This is a genomic window from Vibrio kagoshimensis (assembly GCF_050337535.1).
In the GTDB taxonomy this organism is placed as follows: domain Bacteria; phylum Pseudomonadota; class Gammaproteobacteria; order Enterobacterales; family Vibrionaceae; genus Vibrio; species Vibrio gallaecicus.
In genome coordinates this window covers 85764-112568 of sequence record NZ_JAKJSZ010000009.1, presented here as the reverse complement: position 1 = coordinate 112568, position 26805 = coordinate 85764, and the positions used below count along the sequence as shown (strand labels likewise).

The following is a 26805-nucleotide window of genomic DNA, read 5'->3' as shown; positions in this document are numbered from 1 at the left end:
AATTGCGGATATTAAGTGCTATTAGTTTAATATCCGCTGTCATAAAATTGAAATAAAAACATAACAATTCAGCGGTAAACCAACGTCACGTTTACCATGGAGGTGCCTATGGATAGGTCACCAGGCTTTATCAGTTTCTTACATACTCTCTCTATACGAATGCAGCTTACTTTGATCACTGCATTTCTTCTATTAGGTATTCTCAGCTACGCTACTTTCGAACACTACAGTTTCTTACAGCTTGATCGTTTACAACAAGCGGAGCATCAGAATCTAAGCAGCGAAATTGATTTACTGACTTTAAGGCGTCATGAGAAAGATTTCCTAGCCCGTAAAGATCTCAAATACGTTCAAAGGTTTGATGATACTTATTTGAATTTAAAGCAGCGTATTCATACCCTTGGTACTCTAGTAACAGACAACAACAACCAGATAAAACCTCAGTTAGACTTAGTTCTGGATAAATTAAGCAAGTATCAAGACCAATTTCATGTTCTTTCCCAACATGTCGTTCAACTAGGTGATCCTTTAAGCCAAGGTATTAAGCAAAAAGTCACACAAACACGCACTATATTCCATAACAGAATTGAAGAGCTTGATAGTTTGTCTCTCTCTGTTGCCTCTTCGCAACTAGCCGATAGCGTGTATTCTTTCACTCAAACACCAAATGAGTTAACCAATACTCAATTGATTAGCAAAATATCGATAATGGATAACCTGACTCGTAATAACGTTGATCTTCAAGATACTTCCGCTCTTCAAGCAGATTTTGAAGCATATAAAAGCTCTCTTAATCATTTAATCCAGTCTTATACGACTTATGGTTTTAATCCTGATAAAGGTTTACAAGGCGATCTACGTAATACAGTTCATAAAATGGAAGACTCCATTCTCAACCTACAGAAAGATATTCACACCGTTTATATAGAAGCCAGCAATAAAGTGACACTGCAACTTCAACTATTTGGCTTCATCATCGCAGCCATTGTTTCAGGCATGCTATTAATCATAGGGAAAAGTATTACGCGTCGTATTAGCCAAATAACAGATCTGATGAAAGACATTTCAGAAGGCAATGGTGATTTGACCGTTCGGATGAATGCAAAAGGCAGTGATGAACTGGCTCAACTTGCTAACTCTTTCGATTTATTCATTAGCAAGCTTCACCAAAACATTACCGAAGTTGCCGAGGTAATGACAACGCTATCTACTTGCGCCAATACCGCTGAGCAAGCAGTAAATAAAAGCATAAAGAATTCGGAACAACAAAAAATAGAATCTGAATCTGTAGCAACCGCAGTAAATGAACTGGTCATGACCAGCAATGAAATCACCGCGAATATTGAAAGTGCAGCAGACACAGCATTACGTGTTAAGCAAGAAGCCGAAAAAAGTATGCTCGTGACTAATGAAGCCAGCACTAGTATTCACTCATTAACAGACAATATTTCTGAATCACGCCATTTAGTTAATGAACTTGCAACGCACAGCCAAGAAATTCGTACCGTGATGTCGACCATAACGGGTATCGCAGAACAAACTAACCTGCTCGCATTAAATGCAGCCATAGAAGCCGCAAGAGCAGGTGAAAATGGACGTGGATTTGCTGTGGTTGCAGATGAAGTTAGGCAGTTATCGCAAAAGACCAATCAATCAACTCAGCAAATTGAAGATACAATTAATGGGCTTGCTAACGGTGTTGAAAAGACCGTAGTGACAATGCAGAACAGTTTAGATCAAGTGAATACCACGAATCAGAAAACGGAACTGGCGGTTCATTCCATTCAACAAATTGTTGACCAGATTTCTGAAGTCTTTGATATGAACGCACAGATTGCAACAGCGTCTGAAGAGCAATCTATGGTATCTGCGGATATTGACCGTAATATCACCCAAATAGCCGACTTAGCGAGTAGTACTGCAGATACTGTTCAACTTGCAGGAAATAGCAGCCGAGAAATACTTAATGTGAGCAGTAAACTAGAAAAAGTCGTCGCTCAGTTCAAGTACTGATTCAGAGCAAATCACTTTCAAGTAAGTACTCGTTCAGTTCAAGTACAGCTTCTGTTCATTCCTGGTATCTATAAACTAGAAATAAGAAAATACAGGACAAGAAACAAAAAAGGCTCCATTAGGAGCCTTTCATTTATTCGTAACTTACATTCATGCCGAAAGTAAAAGGCTACGACTAACTAAAGTTAAGCGCGAGTTTTAAGAAGCTCTGCGTATGTACCACGGAAGTCGTTGATCTTACCGTCTTTGATTTCAAGGATACGAGTCGCTAGTGAGTCTACGAATACACGGTCGTGAGATACGAAGAACAATGTGCCTTTGTAGTTTTCAAGAGCCAAGTTAAGCGCTTCGATAGATTCCATATCCATGTGGTTTGTTGGCTCATCCATAAGAAGGATGTTTGGTTTGTGCATCATGATCTTACCAAGAAGCATACGACCTTGCTCACCACCAGAAATGACTTTTACAGATTTCTTAATGTCATCTTGACCAAACAGCATACGACCTAGGAAGCCACGAACCACTTGCTCATCTTCACCTTCTTGGCGCCACTGGCTCATCCAATCAAACAGGTTCAGATCTTCTTCAAAGTCGTGCGCGTGATCTTGAGCGTAGTAACCGATATTTGAGTTTTCAGACCACTTGTACTCACCTTCACGAGTTTCTAGAGCACCCGCAAGAGTATTAAGTAGCGTTGTTTTACCTACACCGTTTTCGCCGATGATAGCAACACGCTCACCTACTTCGAAAATCGCATCGAACTTGTTGTATAGGTCTTCTTCAAAACCTTGAGCTAGGTTTTCAACTACAAGTGCGTTACGGAATAGTTCTTTAGACTGTTCAAAACGGATGAATGGGTTTTGACGGCTAGATGCTTTAACTTCATCTAGTTGAATTTTGTCGATCTGTTTAGCACGAGACGTCGCTTGTTTCGCTTTAGATGCGTTAGCAGAGAAACGAGAAACGAACGTTTGAAGTTCAGCAATTTGTGCTTTCTTCTTAGCGTTATCAGACAGCAGACGTTCACGAGCTTGTGTCGCAGCAGTCATGTACTCATCGTAGTTACCTGGGAATAGACGAAGTTCGCCGTAATCAAGGTCAGCCATATGCGTACAAACAGAGTTAAGGAAGTGACGGTCATGCGAAATGATGATCATTGTGCAGTTACGTTGGTTTAACGTATCTTCCAACCACTTGATCGTGTCCATATCCAGGTTGTTCGTTGGTTCGTCAAGAAGCATGATATGCGGGTCTGCAAACAGTACTTGAGATAAAAGAACACGAAGTTTCCAACCAGGAGCTACTTCGCTCATTAGACCGAAGTGTTGCTCTTCAGGAATACCAACAGCAAGAAGCAGTTCGCCAGCTTTTGCTTCAGCCATGTAACCATCCATTTCAGCAAACTGAACTTCAAGGTCAGCTACTTTCATACCATCTTCTTCACTCATTTCTGCTAATGAGTAAATACGGTCACGCTCTACTTTGATTTCCCAAAGTTCTTTGTGACCCATGATAACAGTGTCGATTACTGTGAATTCTTCGTAAGCAAATTGGTCTTGGTTTAGTTTAGCTACGCGCTCGTTTGGATCGTAGCTAACGTTACCAGCACTTGGCTCAAGTTCACCAGATAGGATCTTCATGAACGTCGATTTACCACAGCCATTCGCGCCGATTAAACCGTAGCGGTTACCTTCACCGAACTTAACTGAAATATTTTCGAAAAGTGGCTTAGCGCCGAATTGTTGAGTGATGTTTGCTGTGGAGATCAATGCCTTTACCTTAATAATGTCAAAAACGTCGCAACGTTACTTGTTCAGAGCCCTAACTTCAAGCATTGATTGCGATATAAAGCCGAATAGTTTCCGCGAATAACCAGGCTATATTAGTTTGAAGCTTGTCACAGTTAACTTTAGATTACATTTATAGAAACACCACTCATATTGATGCATAAAGCAGCACTCAAACCTGGCTTGTTAATACAATGTACGATTTGTAAGGATTAATACCAATAAACAAACTACACTAAGTCAATCTAATCAGGATGTTATAAGTGATGTGTATGTCTTTAATTCTCCAATTATGGCTTCGAAACATGATATTTCTTGGCGTCGTTATGGCTTCTTTCGGTATCCATGCAACTGGCTGGCAGTATGAACAAGAAGTAGTGCCAAAAGTTAACGAGTCAGCCATTAATATACATAACGCAGTCAGCACTATTCCTGACCCATTATTCATGAATCAAAGTGACCAAAGAAAGGTCTCTCAACTTCTTAGTGCAGTAGAAAACGAACAGCGTAATCAAATCAATATTTTTGCCGATCACTTATCTACTTTTGTCACCAGTGATGCAGAAGAGAAATTGCTGAAAGCAGAGAAACGAGAAGAAGCTTGGTTTGAGGTTCAATCCAGTTATTTAACACTGAATAGTATTAACAAGAGTAAACAGCGACTTTTAGAGTTAGCAGATAGTCCCACCCGAAATAAATCGACAGGGTTTGGTCCTTACGGGGTAACACAATTTAAGCAAGAATTGACATTAACCACGCTAAACGCAGAATACTGGTTATATTTCCAGTTACGTAGTTTTAAGTCTCTTGTCGATGACCTTTTCATTTCCCCTATTCCTGTAATTTGGGCTGCAACAAAAGTCTTCTTCATCTACCTTGCATTAACGTGGTGGTTAGCCAATAGTCAAAAAATCATCCTGCTCTTCAAAGAATCCGTTTTAGACTCTAACCCGAAGCCATCAATATTCATTAGAGTCATTTGGTATTTGAGTCGTGCTCACAAAGCCCTTGCTTGGTTAATCGCGATCACTTTGTCTTTAAGGGTCTTATCTGGAATACCAAGCTTACAACACCTTATATTCCTAGAAATATTCACCTGGTGGGTGTTAGGCGGGTCTATTGCTATTTCATTCATACTTGAGTTTGCTTATCGCAATAGCCGTTCTTCAAGTAAAGAGACCATAGCATTACGCCTATCTACCATCAGGCGTTACATATGGAGCGCTATTATCGCGGGTGTGATTTTACAAATATCGATGCGAACTTTAGGCAAAGGGACGATTTATTACTGGATCTACAGCGCTCTATTCTTTTGGTTTGTGCTTGTCACCATTTCAGCTCTCAGGATTTGGCGGAAGAAAGTATTCGAATCCGTCATGAATATCCCTGAACGACCTTTATGGGTTCAGTGGACTATCAGTAAGAAAGATGTGCCTATTTTGAGCATCATCGCAACCGCGATTGCCGCTTGTTGGGTCGTGACTCATATCCTTAAACACCGACTCATCTCAAATTTGTCCAACTTCACTTTTTTCAGCCAAGCACTCGCGTATTTATTCAAGATTGAGGTCGCAAAACAGAAAAGTAACTCTGCAGACAATCATCAACTAGCTCGTGTAAAAGGAGACGCTGCCTTTGATTATGTTCTTCCTGGGACGCACGATAGTGAATTAATCAACTACGCCGAAGCAGAGCTGAAGCAGCTTTCCAAGTATCTGTTAACAGATTCACCAGCACTGTGTGTTTTATCCGGAGAACGAGGCGTTGGAACCACGACCTTCTTAAAGCAAATGCTGTTTAAAGTTAAAAATGCAGAGCCTGTTTATTTGAATTGCCCTCACTCTGGTTACAATGAACTACTCGCTCACTTTGCTGTAAGTATTGGGTTAGAAGAAGACACCACTGAGATACAAGTACTGGCACATTTAAGAAGCAGCCAAACCACCTACCTTATTGCAGTCGACAACGGTCAAAGACTCGTCAAACCAATGGTAGGCGGATTATCCGCACTTATTCGTTTAACCAACCTAATACGTCGTTCTAAAAAGAATCATCGCGCGGTGATAGCCATTGAAAAGTCCAGTTGGCGATTTGTAGACCGAGCGAGAGGTGAAAGGCTACTGTTTGACTGGGTGTCATTTTTACCTAAGTGGAATGAAGCTCAAGTACAAGATTTACTCAACAGCCGGATTAATCAAAATGACGAACACGCTATCAGCTTTGATGGCTTAGTCGTTCCTAAACAATGGGACCAAGAAGACATCACAGAAGAAGAAAGAGCGAAACAAGGTTTTTATCGTATTCTCTGGCATTACTCTGATGGAAACCCAACGGTTGCTCTTAGGTTTTTCCGATTTTCACTAAATAGGAATAAAGAAACAAACCAAGTTTTAGTTCGTTTGTTCCATGCTCCTGAATCAGAAGAACTCGAGAAGATGCCAAAACCTATGCTTGCTGTTTTACGTTCCATTGTTCAATTAGAGATAGCCTCCCCTGACGAATTATCTGAATGCACTCAGTTAACTATTTCTGAAGTGACCGGTACTTTGCGCTATTTCCAAAGCCGTGGATACATTGAATGGACAGAAGACAGAGCAAAAATTTCCGACCATTGGTTCCGACACATTACTAATGTGTTAGATCGCCAGCATTTATTGGTGAAGTAAAATGAAAAAACTAATTAGCATAATCACATTCTTCTTGCTAACGAATTCCTTGTTGATAGCTAATGCATCTGCAGCAGAAGAAATTACCAATGCAGATAATATCCAGCAATTTGCGAGCCTAATTCGTTGGAGTGGAGTATTGCTTTCAGTGCTTGTTATTGGAGCTACTTGGATCTTAATTAAATTTATGGATTCAATGGTTAAAAGCGTTGGTCGTCAATTCGCTCAGTACCGGATGATGCTGCAAAAAGTTCAATCATTCCTACAATTCTTTATCTATATGACGGCTGGACTTGTGGTCTTTATGATGAGTTTTCGGATTAACGATCAAATCCTTGCGCTTATTGGTGGCACCTTAGCCGTTTCCGTCGGTTTCGCTCTCAAAGATCTCGCCGCTTCATTCATTGCCGGTTTGACCGTCATGATTGATAGGCCTTTCCAAGTCGGCGACCGAGTAACATTTGAAGGTAACTACGGCGACATCATCACGATTGGCTTGCGTTCAGTAAGAATGAGAACATTAAATGATGACATCATTACTATTCCAAACAACAAATTCCTAAATGAAGTGACCACCAGCGGTAACTATGGTGCCTTAGACATGCAAGTGGTCATTCCATTTTATGTAGGGATGAATGAAGACATCACTCTAGCTCGGGATTTAATTCAAGAAGCCGCTTCTTCTAGCCGTTACATACACTTACCCAAACCTGTTACTGTATTGGTAAAACAAACCATTACTGATAATTACTTAGCCATTCAGCTAACATGCAAAGCTTATGTAGTAGACACTGCTTATGAAAAACTATTCGAAACTGACATCACATTACGAGTGATGAAAGAGTTCAAAAAACACAATATCATTCCACCCAAAATAGCCGTGAGTGCCAGTTAATGAAGAACTTTGATGCCAATTTATTACGTGTAATGGCAGTGTTACTTGAAGAGCAAAGCGTAACCGCTGCGGCAGAGCGTTTGTATAAAAGTCCTTCTGCAGTGAGCAAGCAACTGGCTAAACTAAGGGAGACATTTGATGATCCATTGTTTGAAAGACAAGCTACTCATTTAAACCCAACACCGAAAGCGTTATCACTTGCACCAAAAATCTTTGAAATTCTTAAGCAATTGGATCAATTGTCTATTCCGTTAGACTTCGAGCCTAAGCACAGTAAACGAACTTTCCAGTTTGATTTATGTGAAACCGCTTACTCTTCAATATTTCTAGATTTTATGCCATCACTTATTGAACAAGCACCGAGTATTACCGTGCATAATCAACTTTGGAGCGACAATAGTATTAATCGACTATTAAGACGTGAGGTTGATTTTGGTTTAGGGATTTTCGAATGGGATAATCGAAGTGAGAAACACTATCTGAACATTCCGAATGAATTAAATTATGTGGAACTTACAAAAGACAGTTCCCGGTGCTTAATGCGTAAGGATCACCCTGCATTAAAAGAAGAATGGAACTTAGACACCTTCTTACGCTACCGACATATAGAATTAAAAATTGGCGGAATGGATCGTTGGTTATTAAACGAAGTGCTTTCCTTAGATCATAAAAAGGTTAACACTGCTGTAAATATGTCTGACATAAACAGCGCAATGAAACTGTGCGGCAAAAGTGATTTGTTTATGTGTTGCCCTTCATCATCAGTAAGCGCTTTCCAGGCTAGTGATGAACTTATCGCTAAAAAATTACCTTTAGAGCTTAAAGACGGCGGCTGCGCCTTACTATGGCATAAACACTTTGATAATGATCCAAGCCATAAATGGTTACGAGAACTCATTATTGGGCAGTCGTCTGCATCTCAAGACCCTGAATAAGGGCAATTATATCAAGTGCCATATACAAAAAAACACTCTGCTAAACAGAGTGTTTTTTATATGTGTTAACTAAACTAGATATTACACTTTAAAGTACTTCAATTGATCAGCAAGGTGTTCAGTTGTGTTTGCCATTTGCTGACTGTCTTCAGCAAGAGACTGAGAAGCTTGTAATACTTCATTGGCCGCAAGATGAATACCAGTAACGTTTTGGTTCATTTCTGTTGCCACTGCGCTTTGTTGTTCTGATGCAGCCGCAATTTGTGACACCATGTCATTAGCGTTATTTAACTCATCGACAATTAGATCCAATTGCTGACGAGTTTTGTCTGACACCTCAACACTTTGATCTACTTTTTCATTACTACTTTGCATCGCGCTGTATGTACGTTCAGCCTGTGTAGTTAACTTCTCAATAGTATGTTGAACTTCACTGGTAGAATTTTGCGTTCGGCTCGCAAGGTTACGAACCTCATCAGCAACAACAGCAAAGCCTCGCCCTTGTTCACCCGCTCTCGCCGCCTCAATCGCTGCATTCAGCGCCAGAAGGTTTGTCTGTTCTGAGACCTCTCGGATAACACCGACAACTTGGCTAATTTCTGCGACGCCTGATTGGAGGTCTTGAACCAACTCATTAGCGGTTGAAATATTTTCAGAAACATGGGAAATCGTTTCTGAAGTCACACGCATGTTTTGGTCATTACGTTGAGCATGTTCCACAACTCGGTTCGTACTATCCGCGGTGTTTTCTGCATTGTTAGCTACATCTGAAATAGTCGCACTCATTTCAGTCATTGCCGTAGATAGTAACTCTAGTTGTGCATGCTGAGAATTAACGCTAGTGGCAGCTTCTTCACTCGCTTGGGCAATATTACTTGCCATAGAGCTCGATTGAATGGCAGATTCGTTTGCAGTGCGTAGTGTCCCTTGAAGCTTATCCAGCATCTTATCAATTTGATTACTCATGTCACCGAGCTCGTCTTTACGTGACATCTTCATACGCACACGCAGGTCACCTTCAGCGATTTTATGAGTATTTTCGATTAACCGATTTAATGGGATAAGAATGTTATGTGACACGACATAGCCCATTGCCACTAACAATCCAACAAAAAAAGTAGCAACTAAAGCTTCTTTAATAGCTAAGGCGTAAAAAGATTCTTGGATATCAGCCACTAAAATTCCAGACCCAATGATCCAGTTCCATTCAGGAAACAACTGCACATAAGATATTTTATCTTTTAGATCACCTTCAGGACTTTTCCATTGGTAAGTAAGAAAACCTTTTTGTTCAGGAGTCTTCGCTATGGTAACCATCTCACGCCAATGAAATTTACCCGCACCGTCTTTAAAGTTATTTGCATTCTTACCATTTAATTCAGGCTTCAAAGGGTGCATAACCACTTTTAGCTCTTGATTAAGAATCCAAAAGTAGTTTGAACTGTCATAACGAATTGATTTGATAGCTTGGAGAGCCTGTTGTTGAGCGGCTTCTTTACCCATTAGATCACGTTGAGCATAGTAATGCTGGGCTAAACTGACAGCGGCTTCAACTTGAGCACTCAATTTACTTTCTCTCTCTTCTAGAGAAGAAGCTCGTTGGACAAAAAGGTTATAAGCACACGCTGCGACAAGTAGGATAACGGATAAAAAAACAATGGACTGTAATTTGGATTTAATAGAAAGGTTGCTTAATTTCATGTCTGACGTCATTCATATTTAGTTATAATTTGGAATCAATCTAACAAAAAATTATAAAACTCAGATGATATGAATCATGATTTGAAAATATACATAGCGTTACATAAGTAAAAAGATAAGCTCGTCAACCTAAGCGCGTGAAAACTTAGATTGCAAAGCTTACCTTTAAATCCTGACCATTATTTAATTTTATTAATTACTCATAAATTAGAGACTAACAGTTGCGGTTCGGACTTTTTCGGTAGATATACACTAAACCGGCTCCCTTTACCGACTTTAGACTCTACTTTGATTTCACCACCTGTTTGGCTGAGAATACTTTGAGAAACAGACAACCCAAGACCAGTACCATCGCGTTTTGTCGTAAAGAACGGAGAGAAGATTCTCTTTAATTGATCAGGTTTGATCCCGCAGCCTTGATCTTCTACATGAATAATCGCACCACATGCGATACCACTTTCGATCCAGTCTTCACTGGAGACAGTTAGAGCCCCTTGCCCATCCATTGCATGAATCGCATTCATTTGAAGGTTCACTAAGATTTGAAGAAGTTGGTTACGGTTAATTTCCACCGAAGTTTTCGCTTTTAGATCGGAGACATAAGTAATTCCTTTCTTTTTCGCTCCGGTTTTTACTAGAGTGATGCTCTCATCAACAATTGGGTTAATGTGCTGCCAAGTCACTTCGTCCTGTACTCCGCCATGTCTACTGTATTGTAATAAGCTTCGTGTAATGTTCCTGATACGATCAATCTGCTCCATTATAGCGGTGATTTCTTCATCAACTCGGTTAGTGTCACTCCCTAGCTCAAACTTCATTAATTCTACATTGCCCAAAATAACTGCGGTTGGGTTATTTATCTCATGAGCAATTCCTGCGGTTAATTCCCCTAAAGCAGCTAAGCGCTCATTAACCACCAGCGTATCTCTAGCTTGATTCAACAACGTAATATGGTGCTCTAACTGCTCTGTTTTTTCTTTTAGGCTTGCAGTTCTCGCGTTAACTTTACATTCAAGCTGAATGGCAGCTTGCTGAATTTCCTGGTTACGTTGATATAGCTGATCCAACATCTTATCGAACTGTTTAGCCAGTTGAGTCAGTTCATGTTGATCATCCAAACCTAGTGCGCCAATTCGTTTTTCTTGACCCATATGAACTAATTTGACGACTTTATGAATGCGCTCTATTGGATTAAAAAGGTCACGCGCACCGCGATAAACAATTAAACCAGACACCAGCAGTAGCATAATGATCGTAATACTTATCTCACCTAAGTTGGTCAAGTAGGTTTCGATCAAAGGCCAGATCAAATATCCCGTATACAGCATGCCAATAACATTATTGTATTGGTCAAGGATGGGTTGGTAAGCCGTGATATACCAAGCATCATAAACATAAGCTCTATCAAGCCACTCTTCACCGCGATTCAAGACTTTGCTATGAACATCATGGGAAACTCGAGTACCAATTGCCCGACCAGCTTTATCATCGCTATTTAATGGAACATTGGTGCTTACGCGTAAGTCATCAAGAAAAACGGTTACAGTTCCCGTTCGTCTAATAGAACCTTCACTTACTGGGTAAATTAAGTTACGAATTTGGTCGACTAAACCGGTACTGTTATTTAATAAAATTCCACCATCAAGAAACCCTATAATATCGTCATGTTCATTTTTAATTGGAAGCACAGTGCGGCTAACAAGCCCTCTTTTTTCTATGCTATCTCCATTCAATAAGGGCACTTCAGCACGTTTTGCCAGATCAACATCTAAGCCATCAAGTTCATCTTCACCTAATACGTCAAAGAACGACTCTTTACGAGTTAGATCAAGATACTTCCATTTGTCTTCAACAGTTTTAACGGTTTTCCAATCTAGAAAATCCAGTTCGTATCGTGACTTGTTCTCTGATACCCATTGAGCAAATTCCTCAGATTTTGAGGCTTCAGCATTTGTGTTGCCTTCTATTGTTCCTATGCGGGTTGATATTGTTGAATTGAGTTTACTGGCACTTACTTCAACTGACCTCACTTCGCTTGAGCTTAAAAGTTCATTCAAGTTAGTTCGAAAGTCATAGGACTCTGCGAATGACTTTACATTGTATGCTTGTTGCTTTTGTATCAGATGGATACTGTTATCCGCGACATCAAGCCGTTCAGACACATCAACCAGCGCCCCTTGCCAAGTATAATGAACCGACCAATACAGAGTTATCGCGACTAATGCACATAACGTTAAGATGATAGGTGCAGAAGTTAGAAACAAAAGGCGATAACGCACCATGGTTTTAAATCTAAACTTCCACTTACCTAAACTAGTAAGACGAAACAATTTCAAGCTAGTCGGCATATTCAGAGCCTTCAAGTTGCCATTCTTTGTATTTGCGTTCTAATGTTTTACGAGCAACACCGAGTTCACGTGCCGCTGCTGATTTATTGCCATCGTGGTGGCTGACTAACTGCTCGATATGTGCTTTTTCCACTTCTTTCAAAGTCCAATCATTCGGGTAACCTTCCACACTGTCTTGGTTCGTCATATTAGGCAACTCCGCACCATGTGACACCGTCACTGAAACGTGTGTCGGAGTCGATTCCCCATTAATTTCTCTCCAATAATGAGCAGGTGGTTTACCTAATAAGATACACCTTTCAATGAGGTTTTTCAGTTCACGAATATTGCCTGGCCAATCGTATTCATTCATGGCTAAAATATCTTCATGCGCCCAGTTGGGTTCTGGCATTGCCAATTCTGCGGAAAGCATGCGAGTAAAATACGGCACTAATTCAAGTAAATCAGACGTTCTTTCTTTCAGTGGTGAAACATCAATTTTTAGTACATTCAGGCGGTAGAAAAGATCGCGCCTAAAATTACCTTGCGTCACTTCTTCTTGCAGGTTTCGGTTTGTCGCCGCAACCACTCTTACATCCACAGAAATTTCTTTTTCACTGCCAACCGGTCGAATCGTTCTTTGCTCCAAAACTCTTAACAGGGCAGCTTGCATCGCTAACGGCATTTCTCCTATTTCATCTAAAAATAAAGTACCGCCGCTTGCGACTCTAAACAAACCTTCCCGATTCTTCTTCGCTCCAGTAAATGCCCCAGATGTATGACCAAAAAGCTCGCTTTCGAGAAGTTCAGGGGCAATCGCTCCACAATTGATTGGTACAAATGGTCCTGATCGCTTACTGGCTTCATGTACGCCTCGCGCAACAAGTTCCTTACCAGTACCGGAATCACCTTCAATCAAAACGGATGCTCTTGAAGGAGCAAATTGAGTAATCAACTGTTTCAGTTGTTTGGTTTTGTCAGAGCTACCAATGATCTCGGTAGTAATGTGCCTACTTACATCTCGCTTTAGGGCATATTGCATTCTTTGCTCTAAACGCTTATCCATACAGCGTAAAACCGCTTGAATCATTTGTTCTAGATTGAATGGTTTTAGAATGAAATCAGATGCTCCTAGCTTCAAAGCTGAAATCGTCATTTCCAAGTCCGCATATCCCGTCATAAAAATAACGTCTGCACGCTTATCCGAGTCATTAAATGCTTCTTCCCATTCAATACCAGAGCGCCCAGGCAGATTGATATCTAACACGATCAGATCGAAATGTTCTTTACATCGTAATTCTTCTGCATCTTCTACTGAACCTGCACTTTCCACTCTGCCAAAGAACTTACCTAAAGCCTTTTTCAGAATGGTTTGCATCCCGACTTCATCATCAACCACCAAAACAGAGAATGCTTGGTACTGAGAAAAGTTTTGAGGATTTGAAATTGAATGAGGAGCTTTCTGATGTTGAGGAGACATGATGAATACGCTGTTAACTTAGAATGGGACAGAGTGTACCAACTAAAATTAAGTACAACAGGTTCAATATGCGACATTTTGTCCTATGTCATGATTTACTCGACATAATTACCCCAATAGAGGCTAATTTACACAGCTTGTCAGTAGTTTACTTATGGCATCAAGATTGCTTATTAGAGATAAATCAGTACATGCGATTGATTATTTTTATAAAAATTACAAAGCACAAGATATCGCACATAACCCTGTAGAAGTTAAGGTTATAGTCATCTTGTTTTATATCGTCAGTTTCTAGCATTAAATGGACACAATAATGAAAGCACTCCCCCTTACTATTGCCGCGCTATCTATCGTTAGCTATACCGCAACCAGCGCAGAAGACGCTCAGCACATCAAACTTGCTACCACCACCAGTACTTATCACTCTGGTCTTCTAGATTTCTTACTGCCGGAATTTGAAAAAGATTCAGGTATTAAAGTGGATGTCATCGCAGCGGGTACGGGAAAATCTCTACGCATGGGACAAAACGGTGATGTTGATTTAGTTATGACTCATGCTCCTAAAGCTGAAGCTAACTTTGTAGAAAAAGGCTATGGCGTACTCCCGCGTAAGCTTATGTATAACGATTTTGTTATCGTTGGTCCACAAGCTGATCCAGCTAAGATCCACTCACAGCAATCTGTAGCTGAAGTATTCAAATCCATCGCAAATAACAATGCAATGTTCGTTTCCCGTGGTGACGATTCTGGCACTCATAAAAAAGAAATGGGCATTTGGGCGCAAACAAAAATGGAACCGAACTTCGGTGGCTACCGTTCTGTTGGTCAAGGTATGGGACCGACATTGAACATGGCGTCTGAAATGCAAGGTTACACGATGACAGACCGTGGTACTTGGCTTGCTTACCAAAACAAATTAGAGCTATCGGTTCTTTTCCAAGGCGATAAAAACCTGTTCAACCCATATCAAGTGATTCTCGTGAACCCAGAGCGATACCCAACCATCAATTACCAATCTGCAAAAGTATTCAGCGACTGGTTAGTGAACCCTAAAGGTCAAAAGTTAATTAACGAATTTAAACTGCATGGGAAGCAGTTATTTACGGCAAGTGCTGACTAAGTATGACCTTATGGCAAACCACGCTTGATGCGCTGAACCTTTTAGTTAGCTTTGATCATGAACTTTGGAAAATTGTGGCCGTGTCTTTTAGCGTGTCACTTTCTTCCATTTCTTTAGTGATCATTCCAGCTATCGTGATGGCATTCATATTGGCTTATACCAACTTTCCGGGAAAGTGGGCAATGCTATCTATCATCAATACTCTACAAGCCATACCAACTGTTGTGATTGGGTTGTTATTGTACATGATGCTATCGCGCTCTGGACCTTTGGGTGATTGGCAAATGCTTTTCACTCAACAAGCGATGGTTTTGGGGCAAATGCTGATTTGTTTTCCAATTTTAGTCTCTATGATGCATGGCGCTCTACAAGCCAGCGATCGACGAGCAGTAGAAACCGCCAGAACGCTTGGCGTTTCTACGTTTCGTGTGGCAAGCACACTAATTTGGGAAACTCGCTTTCCTTTATTAGCGGCGGTGATTGCAGCATTTTCTCGAATAGTCACAGAAGTGGGCTGTTCGATGATGGTAGGCGGAAACATCATGGGTATGACTCGGAATATTCCAACAGCAATAGCGATGGAAAGCCACAAAGGCGCTTTTGCACAAGGTGTAGCATTAGGCATGGTTCTGCTTGCTTTAGCTTTAGCTCTTAACTTTTTTCTCTCCAGTGTGAGAGGAAAAGGTTATCTAAGAACTTAGGAACGCTGTATGAGTATTACAATAACAACGCAGCAAGTTTCAATGCGCTATAAAGAGCGTGTTTTATTCCATATCCCTGAATTAACTATTGGTCCTAATGACGCCATTTACCTTAAAGGAGATAATGGCGTTGGTAAAACCACCCTGCTCAAAATCTTATCAGGATTGACTAAACCTTCATCCGGGAAAATAGCAACAACCAACACCACATGGCGACATGCTCTATTTCCAAAAGCGAAGTTTAAAGACGTTATCTACCTGCACCAAACTCCTTACTTATTTGATGGAACGGTTTATCAGAATGTTGGTTACGGTATTCGTTACTCGAAAGAGAGTCCAAAAGATAAGCGAGCGCAAATTATCAATGCGCTAAGAATGGTAGGGTTAGAAACCCTTTCTGATGAACACATTTCAGTATTATCAGGAGGCGAACGTCAACGTGTTGCCATGGCTCGCGCTTGGATACTAAAACCTTCGATTCTATTAATGGATGAGCCAAGTGCATCTTTGGATAAAGAATCGATTGAGCGATTGGTCATTATGGCAAAGGATCTGTTACAGAGAGGAGCAAGCTTAGTGATAACCAGCCACCAAGCTAATGCTCTGACCGATTTATGTAAGAAACAATGGTGGATCAAGGACAATACCTTGACTGAATCCCCGTTATTGCAAGTCGTGTCTGAGCCTTCTTCTATGTTAGGATCAGCCAATTCAGAACGGTCTAGTATTAATGCAAGTACAACATTCCGAGCAGTGTAAATTTATATAAAAATGATCATGCTTGGAATTGCCGTTCACGATCATAATTAAGCTATTAGAAAATAGCGTTAACTCAAACAAGCACAAGAGAATCTTTATGTTGCTTCCCACACAAACGAGTTGGGTTATTTTAGCGGGCGGTCAAGCTAGCCGCATGGGTGGAAAAGATAAAGGCCTTGTTGAGTTAAACGGGCGACCACTCGTTCAATACGTCATCGACAAACTATCCACGCAGACAGATTCCATTGTGATTAATGCTAATCGCAATATTGAACGCTACCAAGAGTTTGCTGCAGTCGTCTCAGATTCATTCCCAGATTACCCAGGTCCACTTGGCGGTATTCATGCAGGGTTACAAGCTGCGAACACCGATTGGGTCGGTTTCGTACCTTGTGATAGTCCACAAATTAACGGTGATTTAGTGGAACGTTTCTGTTCACAAGTGAAAGAAGACAGCGACATTCTGGTTGCCCATGATGGTGAATTCAAGCAGCCTGTCTTTACATTATTCCATAAACGCGTACTTCCTAAATTAGAAGCATTTCTTCAACGTGGTGATCGTAAGATCATTCTACTTTATAAAGATTGTGTCACTGAGTTTGTTGATTTTAGTGATTCACCAAACTGCTTTGTTAATCTTAATACGCCAGAAGAACTACAACACTTTGGAACTCTCCAATAATGAATGATTCAAAACAACGTCCTAACCTACCTCTGCTTGGTTTTGCTGCCTACAGTGGCACAGGAAAAACAACACTGCTTGAAGCTTTATTGCCTTTATTGACCCAAGCTGGTTTGAAAGTGGGCGTTTTAAAACATGCCCACCATGATTTTGATGTTGATAAGCCAGGCAAAGACAGTTATCGCCTTCGTAAAGCCGGTGCAAACCAAATGTTGATTGCTTCGCGTAACCGTCATGTTCTAATGACAGAAACACCGGAAGCGGAAGCTGAGTTTGATTACCTACTTACACGCTTTGATAGCGCTAAACTTGACCTTATCTTAGTTGAAGGCTGTAAGAATATTGCCTTTCCTAAAATTGAGCTTAACCGACATGAAGTCGGCAAACCTTGGCTTTACCCAAATGATAACAACATCATTGCGATTGCAGCCGATACACATGTGGAATCACCCCTACCCCAAATATCGATCAATGATCTCGATTCAATTCGTGACTTTGTAATTCAATACGCGGCTGATTTTAAATTTGACACAAACTCTCAAGCTGATGCATCTAACTTTACTCAGCCGAATGACGACTCGAACAAAACTCAATCTTGCTCTGAAAAAAAGACGTCTGAACCTATCGTCTGTTGTGATTCTTTCTCTCCTGCTGGGCTTAGTGTCCCTCAAGGGCAGCAGAAGATTTTAGAGACAATTAGTAATGTTAGTCTCACCGAGAAAGTCGCGATTAATCAAGCTTATGGTCGAGTGTTAGCTTCAGATATTGTTTCACCAATTAATGTTCCACAGCATACCAATTCTGCAATGGACGGTTATGCTATTCGTGGAGACGACTTAGATCGTGAGAGCTATACGATTGTGGCAGAAGTCATGGCTGGGCATAGCTTTGATGAAGAGTTACAAACGGGTCAAGCGGTAAAAATTATGACAGGTGCACCTACTCCTTTAAGTGCAGATACTGTTGTAATGCGAGAGCAAGCTATTGAAAAAGATGGGCTAGTAAGCTTCCCTGAAGCAAAAATATCTAACGGACAAAATGTGCGGATGGCTGGCGAAGACCTTAGTATTGGTCAACCTGTTTTCACTGCTGGCACTCGAATTGAAGCACCAGAAATGGGAATGATGGCATCACTTGGCTTTGGCGAATGTTCGGTTCGCAGACAAGTCAAAGTAGGTATTTTCTCTACCGGTGACGAAGTTCAAGATCCAGGTAATGCTCAACAGCCTAACTCTATTTACGATTCTAACCGTTACACCATTATGGGCATGCTACAAAAGCTAGGCTGTGAGATTGTTGATTACGGCATTATTGAAGATGATGAGCAGAAGATGATGGCAGTTCTGCACAGCGCTTCTCTAGAAACCGACATGGTACTGACCTCTGGCGGTGTTTCTGTTGGTGATGCCGATTACATCAAACTTGCGTTAGACAAACTAGGTGAGATTAATTTCTGGCGTATTAACATGCGACCAGGTCGCCCACTCGCTTACGGGAAAATAGAAAATAAACCATTCTTTGGTTTACCGGGTAATCCAGTAGCAGTTATGGTTTCTTTCATCAATTTTGTAGAGCCTGCCATTCGTAAACTTCAAGGGCAGCTTGATTGGGTTCCTGTCAAAGCCAATGCTATTGCGACAGAGCAATTACGTTCAAGACAAGGGCGAACTGAGTTTAGCCGTGGTTTCTTTACCATGAATGAATCAGGTGTACTCGAAGTGAAAACTACTGGTAAACAAGGTTCTGGAATTTTGCGTTCGATGAGCGAGGCCAACTGCTTGATTGAAATTTCACCGTCGGTAGACACCGTCAAGGTGGGCGAGAAAGTAACGATTATCCCTCTGCAAGGCCGTATATAATCAATTAAATCGGCAATAACACTTTAATTACTTCTAGCAAACAACAAAAACGGAACCATAAAACACGGTTCCGTTTTCGTATGAATCACTTCATGTTTAAAGTTCAATCATTTCGTCGGTATTACCAGACAGGTAATTGCTGGTGACCAGTAGCTCAAAACTAAATTAGTCGAATTTTAAAGGCTATCTTCAGTAATTAATGAACCGTCTCGACCAGATGCCTTCACTTTATATAAATGTTTATCTGCTTGGTCACAAACCATTTTAAAACACTCTGTTTTAGAACGCATTGCACAGTTACCCTTCTCAAATAAGACGTTAGATCCTCCAATTGAGAGAGTTAATCTATCGGATAATACAGAGTTTGGGTTTGATAGGTTTATGTCATAGAAAGCTTGTCGTAATGCTTCAATTTTAAGTTGGATAGAGTGCGTATTTTGCGCAGAACAAATTACCATGAACTCATCTCCACCATAGCGGAATAAATAATCACTTTCATCGCCAAAAAACTTATTCATTAGAAGGCTAAGGCTTATTAACGCTTCGTCACCCTGAAGATGTCCATGGGTGTCATTGTATTTCTTGTATTCATCGATATCGATCATGAGCACGGCTAGCGTCTCACGTTCAAGCATAGCCTGCCGAACTAACTTACTTGTAAGCTTTCCTAACTGGTAACGATTATACAGCCCAGTAAGAGGATCGGTTTGAGATAACGTTTCTAAGGTTCTGTTGACACTTTCTAATTTTTGCCTTTGTTTCTGATTTTCTAAGGACACGGCAATAAAACTAGCTAAATGCTCAATCAAATATCGGTGATGTTGATGGTACTGACTAGATAAATGGTGCTGCACTGAAAGGAGACCAATTACTTCTTCTTTCAATAGAATTGGAGTTAAAAGGATAGAGTTTGTCATTGTTGAATCACTGAGCACTACAAGATCTTCATCTTCACGGCTCAATTGATCAACATAAGGTGCTAAGGAATGATCATTTACGGTGTTCAGATGAACCGTTTTTTTGTTTTGTATAACATATGTACCCACAGTTTGATGTTCTTGACACTTAACTGTTAAGTTATCAACAAGACCAGTGCTATCAACAAAATATCGATAGTCTAAAAGATCAGTTTGCTTATCATAGAGTGCAATACCAAACTCAAAAGTCGGTAAGATCGTATTTATCTTTTCCAAAATTTCAGGCAAAACGGCATAAAGGTTAGGCGCTGTAGCAATAAACTGACCAATCTCAGTAATAGCCCCCATATGTTTTTGCATTTGTTCTAATATGTCATTTTGTTGGTTAGTTTGTATCGTCTCAACGTTATTGACTACAAGGTCAGCCTGCCGCTGTGTATAACCCTTTAATACTTGATCTGTATATTCAATATGTGCAGATTGAACAGCCACCACCTCTTGCCAGGCTCTCTCTTTTTTCTTCAATTTACTCAATGTTTTCGAATATAAGCTGAAAAATGTATAATTCGATTTTGTGTCGAAGTTATCTCTAACGAATTGACATATCCGTTTACATTCGTCTATTTCATCTTTCTGTTCTAAGAACTTGGCCCAGATTAGAAGATTTTCTAAACGGTTATGATTGTCTTCTATTTGTTGATAATGATGCTCTGCTAATTCAAAGTGATTAATAATTACGGCGCTATCATGGGGTTCATTAAGGAGCATCGCTTGGGCAATATAACCGTGGCTCAATGCCAATGTTCGGCTATCTCGACATTGTTCACCGATCTCTTTCGCTTGTAATATCGCTTCCAGCGCCTTTTGTGAATGACCAAGATGAGCATGTGCATAGCCTAAGTTCAATAAACTGACCGCACAGCCTAGCTGTCGATTAGAGTTTAGGGCGGTGGTTACCCCTTTTTCCGCAAATTCAATCGCTTTCTCGAACTTTTCAAGCCCTAAGTACATGTCACTTATATTACAGTAGATAAGCGCACTAATATTATCATCTACTTTGGGTAAGTCATTGAGGACGATTTCATAATGATTATAAGCAGAAAACAGATCTTCTTTATCAACGTAGATTGATGCAAGTAAACCGTTAATGAATACTTTTAGCTGTACATCATCACTATCCAATGCATTTAAACATTCAATGTACACTTTTTCCGCATCATCCAACCGATTTTGTCTATCAAGAGTATAAGCGTTAAGAAACAAGGAGATAACCTTAGGTACTTCTTGATCATACTGTTCACAAGCTTGTTGGATCTTTAGTTTTATTTCTTGTAAGCCTTCAAGCCCAGGTAAATTATGAGAGCGCGTTATGATACCGAGGGTATGGGAATAAAGTGGGCTGTTCATTAATAACCTTATTCGATCTACTTATAATATTTGTGGTGCATTGATATCAGGAAAACGCAGTACTGTAAAGTGTGTTGTGCTAAAATATACTCATTTGCTACGAAGCTATTTCTAGAGTTCACTTGAGCCCCTTTCGAATTTTAGGTAGAGTGCGCTCAAAGAATTGATTCTATTGGAGAGCATAAATATGGCTCGCACAATTTTATATACGTACAAAGATGAAGACAAAGAATTATTGTTTTCATATCAAGAACATAGAAATATTCAAGAAGCCGTTGCAGAAGCAGAAGGCATTGATATTTCAGAATATTTAAAAACTGAGCAACAGTTAGAACTAATTTCTGATACGAAAGCAGTTCGAAACTATCAAGATAATTACTTCCGCAAATTAGGCTTTACTAAGTTAACGCTGAAGCAGAAAGATAACCTTGGCGTTGGTAAAAAGAAGAAAGATCGTTAATCGCTGACCCAAGCTCTTAATTTATTAAAAAAGGTTGATGCTTTTTGCATCAACCTTTTTATTTATCTAAATCTTAGCTTTGCTCTTCTAACCCTTAGCTTTACAAACCATAAATGCAGAATTAAGCAATATTTAAGAATGCAGCTCCACGAACACCGCCTGAATCACCATGTTTTGCTTTGATAATTTTAGGGCATTTCGCTACCGATAGAAGATGCTTAGGAATACGTTTAGGCATTTCTTCGTAAATTAATTCGAAATTCGATAAACCGCCACCAAGAGCAACCACATGTGGATCTAGAGCCGTGAACAAGTTGGCAAAGCAAATTGCTAGAAGTTCCATGAAACGCTCTACATGTTCAACCGCATTTTCATCACCTTGAGCATGAGCTTGAATAATATCGATAGCTTTCTTTTTCTCACCAAAGTAATGCTCATAAATCAGCTCAAAACCTCGACCAGACAGGTAACTGTCTAAACAGCCTTTTTTACCACAACCACAACTTAGTAAGGGTGCGTTATCACCAAGATGTAACCAAGCATCTAATGGTAAACGCATGTGACCAAGTTCGCCCGCAACGTGGTTACGACCTGAGAATACTTTACCTTCAAAAACAAGTCCGCCGCCGAAGCCAGTACCTAAGATTAAACCAGCAACTGAAGGCTCATCTTTAAGCTCATCATCCCAAGCTTCAGAAAGAGCAAAACAGTTTGCATCATTTTCAATCTTAACTAGACGATCAATTTTCGCTTCTAAATCTTTACGTAGCGGTTTACCTGTAGACGCAGGTACATTCACCACCAGCATTGTGCCACTGTCAGCATCTTCCATACCTGGAAGACCTAAACCAACTTTACCTTTACAAGAAAACTCAGCATCATATTTTTCAACAAGACCCGCTATAGTATCGATTAATAGCTGGTAGTCATCAGTTGGAGTAGGAACTCGCTCTGTTGCCACACGTTCTAGTTTCTCATTGAAAGCGCCAAATTCAATTTTAGTGCCACCGACATCGAAGCCGTAATACATGAAATATCTCCAAATTCTTCCCTAAATAAGGGGTTAAAATTAATATTAAATGCATTATCCACATCCCTCACCCTACAAACCGTGATTTAAATCCAGTTTATTTGTCGAATGATATCGTTTGCACAACAAGGCAGCACATTGAAGCAAAAGATTAGAGTGACGTCTCGCTTTTGCTGTGTTCAATGTAAGATTTTAAGCTAGGTCTGGTTTGGTCGGACTTATAACGAGTCTTACTTAGCATGTAGCTTTCTCTAAAAACTTCGAACCAAAGTTGTAACGTCGTTGATGCGTTATTCTCTCCAGCTTGCTTTAACACAAGGCTCGCAACTTCAGCGGTTGATAGGTGCTGTTCGTTATCTGACTTTCTCATCATATACTGTGAGACAGATTCTGGCTCAATAGACAGTACCGGTAACTTTTGAAGATAATCAGAACGTCGAAAGATCTTACGAGCTTCACGCCAACTGCCATCAATAAAAATCAGTAATAGCGTTTTATTTGGGTCTCTAGCTTGAGGTAAGTCCGCTACTACACGTGATTTATCATCAGTGTAATCTTCAGGGAACACAATAACAGGTTGGTATTTATCACTATTTAAGATATCCAACATTTCTTTACTTGGTTCGGTGCGATGCCACTGATAAACGTAGCTATCTTTAATAATATCGACAATTAATCCACCTGTATTGCTCGGTTTCATCACTTCGTTATCTGATACAAGCAGCATTGCCGCTACATTAGTTTCAATATCTGGCTGATAATCACAGATACAATTCGTTTCAACAATTTGACAATATTGGCAACGAACGACTTTGCACCCACGAGCCTTAAATGGCTTGGTAGAAAGAGATAAACGGTGTTGGTATAAACGGTGAAAAGCGTGGATTCTCATGAAAGGCAGTTATTGTTCTAAAAAATTGTCGTGATTGTACTTAGAGTACTTACAGAATGATAGAGTAGCTATCGAATGAAAAAAGGATTAGTTATGCAAGACCCATCTCAACTTCGGTTACTTTGTTTTGTCGCTGTATTCAGCCTTTGCGCACTTTGGGAGTACTGCCTTCCAAGAAAGGAGCTCACTCAAAAAAGGTGGTATCGCTGGAGTAATAATTTTGCCCTCGTAGCACTAAACAGCGTATTAATCGCAGTTCTCATTCCTATTGCCGCGTTCCAAGCCGCGATTATTGCTTCTGAACATAGTTGGGGGCTATTCAACCTTGTATCCATACCTTTTGAGTTCAGCTTAATTTTATGTGTGATATTGCTGGATTTAGCTATCTATTTACAGCATTTAATCTTTCACCGCATTCCTTGGCTATGGCGTTTACACAGAGTGCATCATGCAGATCTTGATATTGATGTTACTACTGGAACACGTTTTCATCCCATTGAAATGATTTTGTCGATGCTGATTAAAATTGCCATCGTGATTAGCCTGGGTGTTCCGCCTATCGCCGTGGTTATTTTTGAAATATTACTCAATGCAAGTGCGATGTTTAATCACAGCAATGGGAAACTGCCACTAAAATTGGATGCTCTTCTAAGAAAAGTAATTGTCACGCCAGACATGCACCGCGTGCACCACTCTATAATTGTAAAAGAAACGCACTCGAATTTCGGATTCTTCTTATCTATTTGGGACGTAATCTTTCACACCTATAAAGCACAACCAAAACTTGGTCATGACAGCGTAATTATTGGAGTCCCTGAGATTACCGAGGGCAATGAGCAAAGATTAGATAAAATGTTACTTCAACCTTTTAACAAGTTTGATACTGACACTAAAAGCAACTCATCCACACGAAAATAAACTGGAAACAAATATAAAATGAGTACAACTTATTTGATAAATAAAGTTGTACTCAATAAAGCTAGCTCTCTACATTTAATTGCTCATATTTTCAGAAAAGCTTAACCCTGCTGACAATCTCTCTGTAAAGCACTCTCAGGCGATGACTACCTACTCGTTAGGCAGCAGCGGCTAAACCAACACATATTTATGAAGTAGAACTTGTTGATTCCCAGCAATTTGCGCCACTTGCTGGGAGCTCCCAACCATGGACTCTAACTGTTGCTTTGTTAGCTCGCCTTGATCCGAAATTCTTGTGATTGAGCTCGTTACATCAGTCGTTGCTCTTGCTTGTTCTTCGGTAGCCACCATAATTTGTTCAACACGCCCTCGAATTTGCTCTACCGCATATTCAATTTGACCAAACGCTTGCTGCACATCACCACTTGTTTGCAGAGCACTTGCCATTTCTTTACGCGATTCAGTGACAGAAGTACGTGATTTGTCGGCAGCGGACACCAGTTCATTCATCATTACTCGGATATTGGTCGTTTGCTGAGAAGTATCACTTGCTAATTTTCTTACCTCATCAGCCACAACCGCAAAGCCGCGCCCTTGCTCCCCCGCCCTTGCCGCTTCAATGGCAGCGTTCAAGGCAAGTAAATTTGTGCTTTCGGCAATACCACTGATCATATCAACCATTTCTCTAATCTGCTTAACTTGGCTATCTAGCTCGTGCATTGATACTTCATTTAAACTCAATGACTTCTCCAAAGCTTGTAAACGCTGTTGGTTTAACCCGACAACTTCACTACCCTTGGTTGACTCCGCGGCAGCAAGAGAAGCGTCTTCATTAGATGCATTAGTGATAGTCGCAATCTCACCAATAGAGGCTTCTAATTGAGAGATCGTAGCGATCATATTTTGTAAAGACTCATTCTGCTGAAGCAAACTTGAACTCGTTTGCTCAGCCGCATCATGGCTAACTTCAGCGGTTTGATAAAGAGTTTCACAGTTTCGAGTGACGGAAGTAACCGACTCTGATGTTGAAGCAACCACTGAATTCAATTTAGTAGCAATGTACTGCAATTCTCTAGGACCGACGATGTCTGCTTGCTTGGAAAAATCATGACTTGCTAGTAAATTGAGTTGTCGTACTATGTTATTTAGCCCTTTATTCGTCCATTGCCTAAAAACAAGCCAAGCAATGAACACAATGCTTGCGATGCCAATGCCACTGATTAACAAAGTCTTATTAATACTTGTAATGGTACTATTTACGACGTCTTCACTCTGATCAATCAAGGTCGATGCGGTGTATGATATTTGATTAAGAGTTCCTATCAATGAGTTCGCTAAAGTAATAATTTCCGTTAGCTCTGACTTTTGTTGCTCCATCAACTCTAGCTTACTTAGAATTTGTTTTAAAACGCCACCTTGACTAAACCCTTGGCTAACCATCTCGTAAGGTGCTGTTAAACTAGCAAATTCAACAATATCAGGGTGCCACTCTTTGAAGTCATCAAAAGCCAAGTTAACGCTGGCTTTTCTATTTCGCATCTCTTTATATTCAAGTTCTGCTTTCTCTAATTCTGTTTGCATCATCAGAACTAAAAATAGACCTTCCATTGCTGTTGCACTGGCTACGAATCGGTTTGCGGCATCTAATGCTTCAGGGTTGTCTTCAACCAAAAAAGAACTAATTCGGTTCATTTCTGCCCCAATAGAGGTTAATCCGTAACGAAATCCAGCGACGTTTTTATCAATTTCTATTTGCCGAGCTTGAATATCAATCTGTCTAGATATTACGTTAGAGGCGTGCTGTTGAAGTTGGTTAACATCATCATTCATAGCCTGCTTTTGCTCTGGGGTTATAGCTTCAGGAAAAGCCTGCGCAATAGTAAACAATTTTTGAATCACCGAATTGGATTGTTCAGATATTCGATTAATTGAACCTTCAACTTGTTTTAATTCCTTAAGGTCAGTCGTTTGAGTTGAATATGAAATAAGCTTAACCTGCTCCAGCACGCTTTGTGTGAGTTCGGCATTATTTAATGCTAAGGGCAAGGCTTGTTCTGACAAGCTATCAAATTGCTTTCCAATTCGTTCAACACCGCGAATGCTTGCAAATGATAGAAATGAAACAAGAACGATGATTACAAGGAAAACGACGCTAATGGTATTGATTAATGAAAAGGAGTGAGGTGTAGTAAGACTTTTTCCAGTTGCTTGTGTGTCAGTCATTTTTAATCCAGTTTGACGAAGTAAAGGAGAACC

Annotated in this window: 19 protein-coding genes; 11 read left to right on the top strand and 8 right to left on the bottom strand. The window is 40.3% G+C overall.

Annotated features, from left to right (window positions below; translation table 11 throughout):
• The first annotated feature begins 108 nt into the window (after positions 1 to 108).
• Positions 109 to 2013, top strand: a complete 1905-nt coding sequence (locus L4C37_RS10385) for a methyl-accepting chemotaxis protein (RefSeq protein ID WP_429768510.1) — start codon at positions 109 to 111, stop codon at positions 2011 to 2013.
• A 185-nt stretch (positions 2014 to 2198) separates the two neighbouring features.
• On the opposite strand, the gene L4C37_RS10380 is transcribed toward L4C37_RS10385, so the two are convergent.
• On the bottom strand, positions 2199 to 3782 hold the full coding sequence (locus tag L4C37_RS10380; RefSeq protein WP_137373202.1) for an ABC-F family ATPase: 1584 nt from the start codon (positions 3780 to 3782) through the stop codon (positions 2199 to 2201).
• 290 nt (positions 3783 to 4072) lie between these two features.
• On the opposite strand from L4C37_RS10380, the gene L4C37_RS10375 reads away from it, so the two are divergent.
• From L4C37_RS10375 to L4C37_RS10365, 3 genes are read left to right on the top strand one after another with little or no spacing between them, the layout of a single operon-like run.
• Positions 4073 to 6466: an ATP-binding protein gene (locus L4C37_RS10375; protein ID WP_429768509.1), complete on the top strand. Its 2394-nt coding sequence runs from the start codon at positions 4073 to 4075 to the stop codon at positions 6464 to 6466.
• Position 6467: 1 nt separating this feature from the next.
• The gene (locus tag L4C37_RS10370; protein ID WP_137373200.1) at positions 6468 to 7361 is read left to right on the top strand and encodes a mechanosensitive ion channel family protein; all 894 of its coding nucleotides are present in this window, start codon (positions 6468 to 6470) and stop codon (positions 7359 to 7361) included.
• Positions 7361 to 8296, top strand: coding sequence for a LysR family transcriptional regulator (locus L4C37_RS10365; protein ID WP_429768508.1), 936 nt, complete (start codon positions 7361 to 7363; stop codon positions 8294 to 8296). The genes L4C37_RS10370 and L4C37_RS10365 overlap by 1 nt, the downstream gene beginning before the upstream one ends.
• Before the next feature lie 81 nt (positions 8297 to 8377).
• On the opposite strand, the gene L4C37_RS10360 is transcribed toward L4C37_RS10365, so the two are convergent.
• The 3 genes from L4C37_RS10360 to L4C37_RS10350 form a co-directional block, all read right to left on the bottom strand.
• Complete coding sequence (locus L4C37_RS10360; RefSeq protein ID WP_273296798.1) at positions 8378 to 9997, bottom strand: methyl-accepting chemotaxis protein; 1620 nt, start codon at positions 9995 to 9997, stop codon at positions 8378 to 8380.
• Between the two features lie 200 nt (positions 9998 to 10197).
• Positions 10198 to 12345: a sensor histidine kinase gene (locus L4C37_RS10355; RefSeq protein ID WP_429768507.1), complete on the bottom strand. Its 2148-nt coding sequence runs from the start codon at positions 12343 to 12345 to the stop codon at positions 10198 to 10200.
• The gene (locus tag L4C37_RS10350; protein ID WP_372264670.1) at positions 12335 to 13804 is read right to left on the bottom strand and encodes a sigma-54-dependent transcriptional regulator; all 1470 of its coding nucleotides are present in this window, start codon (positions 13802 to 13804) and stop codon (positions 12335 to 12337) included. Before L4C37_RS10350 ends, L4C37_RS10355 begins: the two co-directional genes overlap by 11 nt.
• Positions 13805 to 14117: 313 nt before the next feature.
• Here L4C37_RS10350 and L4C37_RS10345 point away from each other — a divergent pair, with 313 nt between their 5' ends.
• The 5 genes from L4C37_RS10345 (at position 14118) to L4C37_RS10325 (ending at position 18925) form a co-directional block, all read left to right on the top strand.
• Positions 14118 to 14924 (top strand): ABC transporter substrate-binding protein, encoded by an 807-nt coding sequence (locus L4C37_RS10345; RefSeq protein ID WP_137373195.1) that lies wholly within the window; start codon positions 14118 to 14120, stop codon positions 14922 to 14924.
• Positions 14925 to 14926: 2 nt separating this feature from the next.
• Positions 14927 to 15625 (top strand): ABC transporter permease, encoded by a 699-nt coding sequence (locus tag L4C37_RS10340; protein WP_137373194.1) that lies wholly within the window; start codon positions 14927 to 14929, stop codon positions 15623 to 15625.
• 9 nt (positions 15626 to 15634) lie between these two features.
• Positions 15635 to 16384, top strand: coding sequence for an energy-coupling factor ABC transporter ATP-binding protein (locus L4C37_RS10335; RefSeq protein ID WP_137373193.1), 750 nt, complete (start codon positions 15635 to 15637; stop codon positions 16382 to 16384).
• A 97-nt stretch (positions 16385 to 16481) separates the two neighbouring features.
• Positions 16482 to 17066 (top strand): molybdenum cofactor guanylyltransferase MobA, encoded by a 585-nt coding sequence (gene mobA, locus L4C37_RS10330; RefSeq protein WP_429768506.1) that lies wholly within the window; start codon positions 16482 to 16484, stop codon positions 17064 to 17066.
• The gene (locus L4C37_RS10325) at positions 17066 to 18925 is read left to right on the top strand and encodes a bifunctional molybdopterin-guanine dinucleotide biosynthesis adaptor protein MobB/molybdopterin molybdotransferase MoeA (protein WP_372264667.1); all 1860 of its coding nucleotides are present in this window, start codon (positions 17066 to 17068) and stop codon (positions 18923 to 18925) included. Before mobA ends, L4C37_RS10325 begins: the two co-directional genes overlap by 1 nt.
• Positions 18926 to 19101: 176 nt before the next feature.
• Here the strand turns inward: L4C37_RS10325 and L4C37_RS10320 are convergent, their stop codons facing one another.
• Positions 19102 to 21249 (bottom strand): tetratricopeptide repeat-containing diguanylate cyclase, encoded by a 2148-nt coding sequence (locus tag L4C37_RS10320; RefSeq protein WP_273296968.1) that lies wholly within the window; start codon positions 21247 to 21249, stop codon positions 19102 to 19104.
• A 187-nt stretch (positions 21250 to 21436) separates the two neighbouring features.
• Between L4C37_RS10320 and L4C37_RS10315 the strand changes: the two genes are divergently transcribed.
• On the top strand, positions 21437 to 21709 hold the full coding sequence (locus tag L4C37_RS10315; RefSeq protein WP_137373189.1) for a DUF2960 family protein: 273 nt from the start codon (positions 21437 to 21439) through the stop codon (positions 21707 to 21709).
• A 121-nt stretch (positions 21710 to 21830) separates the two neighbouring features.
• On the opposite strand, the gene nagK is transcribed toward L4C37_RS10315, so the two are convergent.
• Complete coding sequence (gene nagK / locus L4C37_RS10310) at positions 21831 to 22739, bottom strand: N-acetylglucosamine kinase (protein ID WP_137373188.1); 909 nt, start codon at positions 22737 to 22739, stop codon at positions 21831 to 21833.
• Between the two features lie 151 nt (positions 22740 to 22890).
• Complete coding sequence (locus L4C37_RS10305) at positions 22891 to 23631, bottom strand: tRNA-uridine aminocarboxypropyltransferase (RefSeq protein ID WP_429768504.1); 741 nt, start codon at positions 23629 to 23631, stop codon at positions 22891 to 22893.
• A 93-nt stretch (positions 23632 to 23724) separates the two neighbouring features.
• Here L4C37_RS10305 and L4C37_RS10300 point away from each other — a divergent pair, with 93 nt between their 5' ends.
• Entirely contained in the window at positions 23725 to 24549 is an 825-nt protein-coding gene (locus L4C37_RS10300) for a sterol desaturase family protein (protein ID WP_429768503.1), read from the top strand.
• Between the two features lie 171 nt (positions 24550 to 24720).
• On the opposite strand, the gene L4C37_RS10295 is transcribed toward L4C37_RS10300, so the two are convergent.
• The gene (locus tag L4C37_RS10295) at positions 24721 to 26772 is read right to left on the bottom strand and encodes a methyl-accepting chemotaxis protein (RefSeq protein ID WP_429768502.1); all 2052 of its coding nucleotides are present in this window, start codon (positions 26770 to 26772) and stop codon (positions 24721 to 24723) included.
• Positions 26773 to 26805 lie beyond the last annotated feature (33 nt).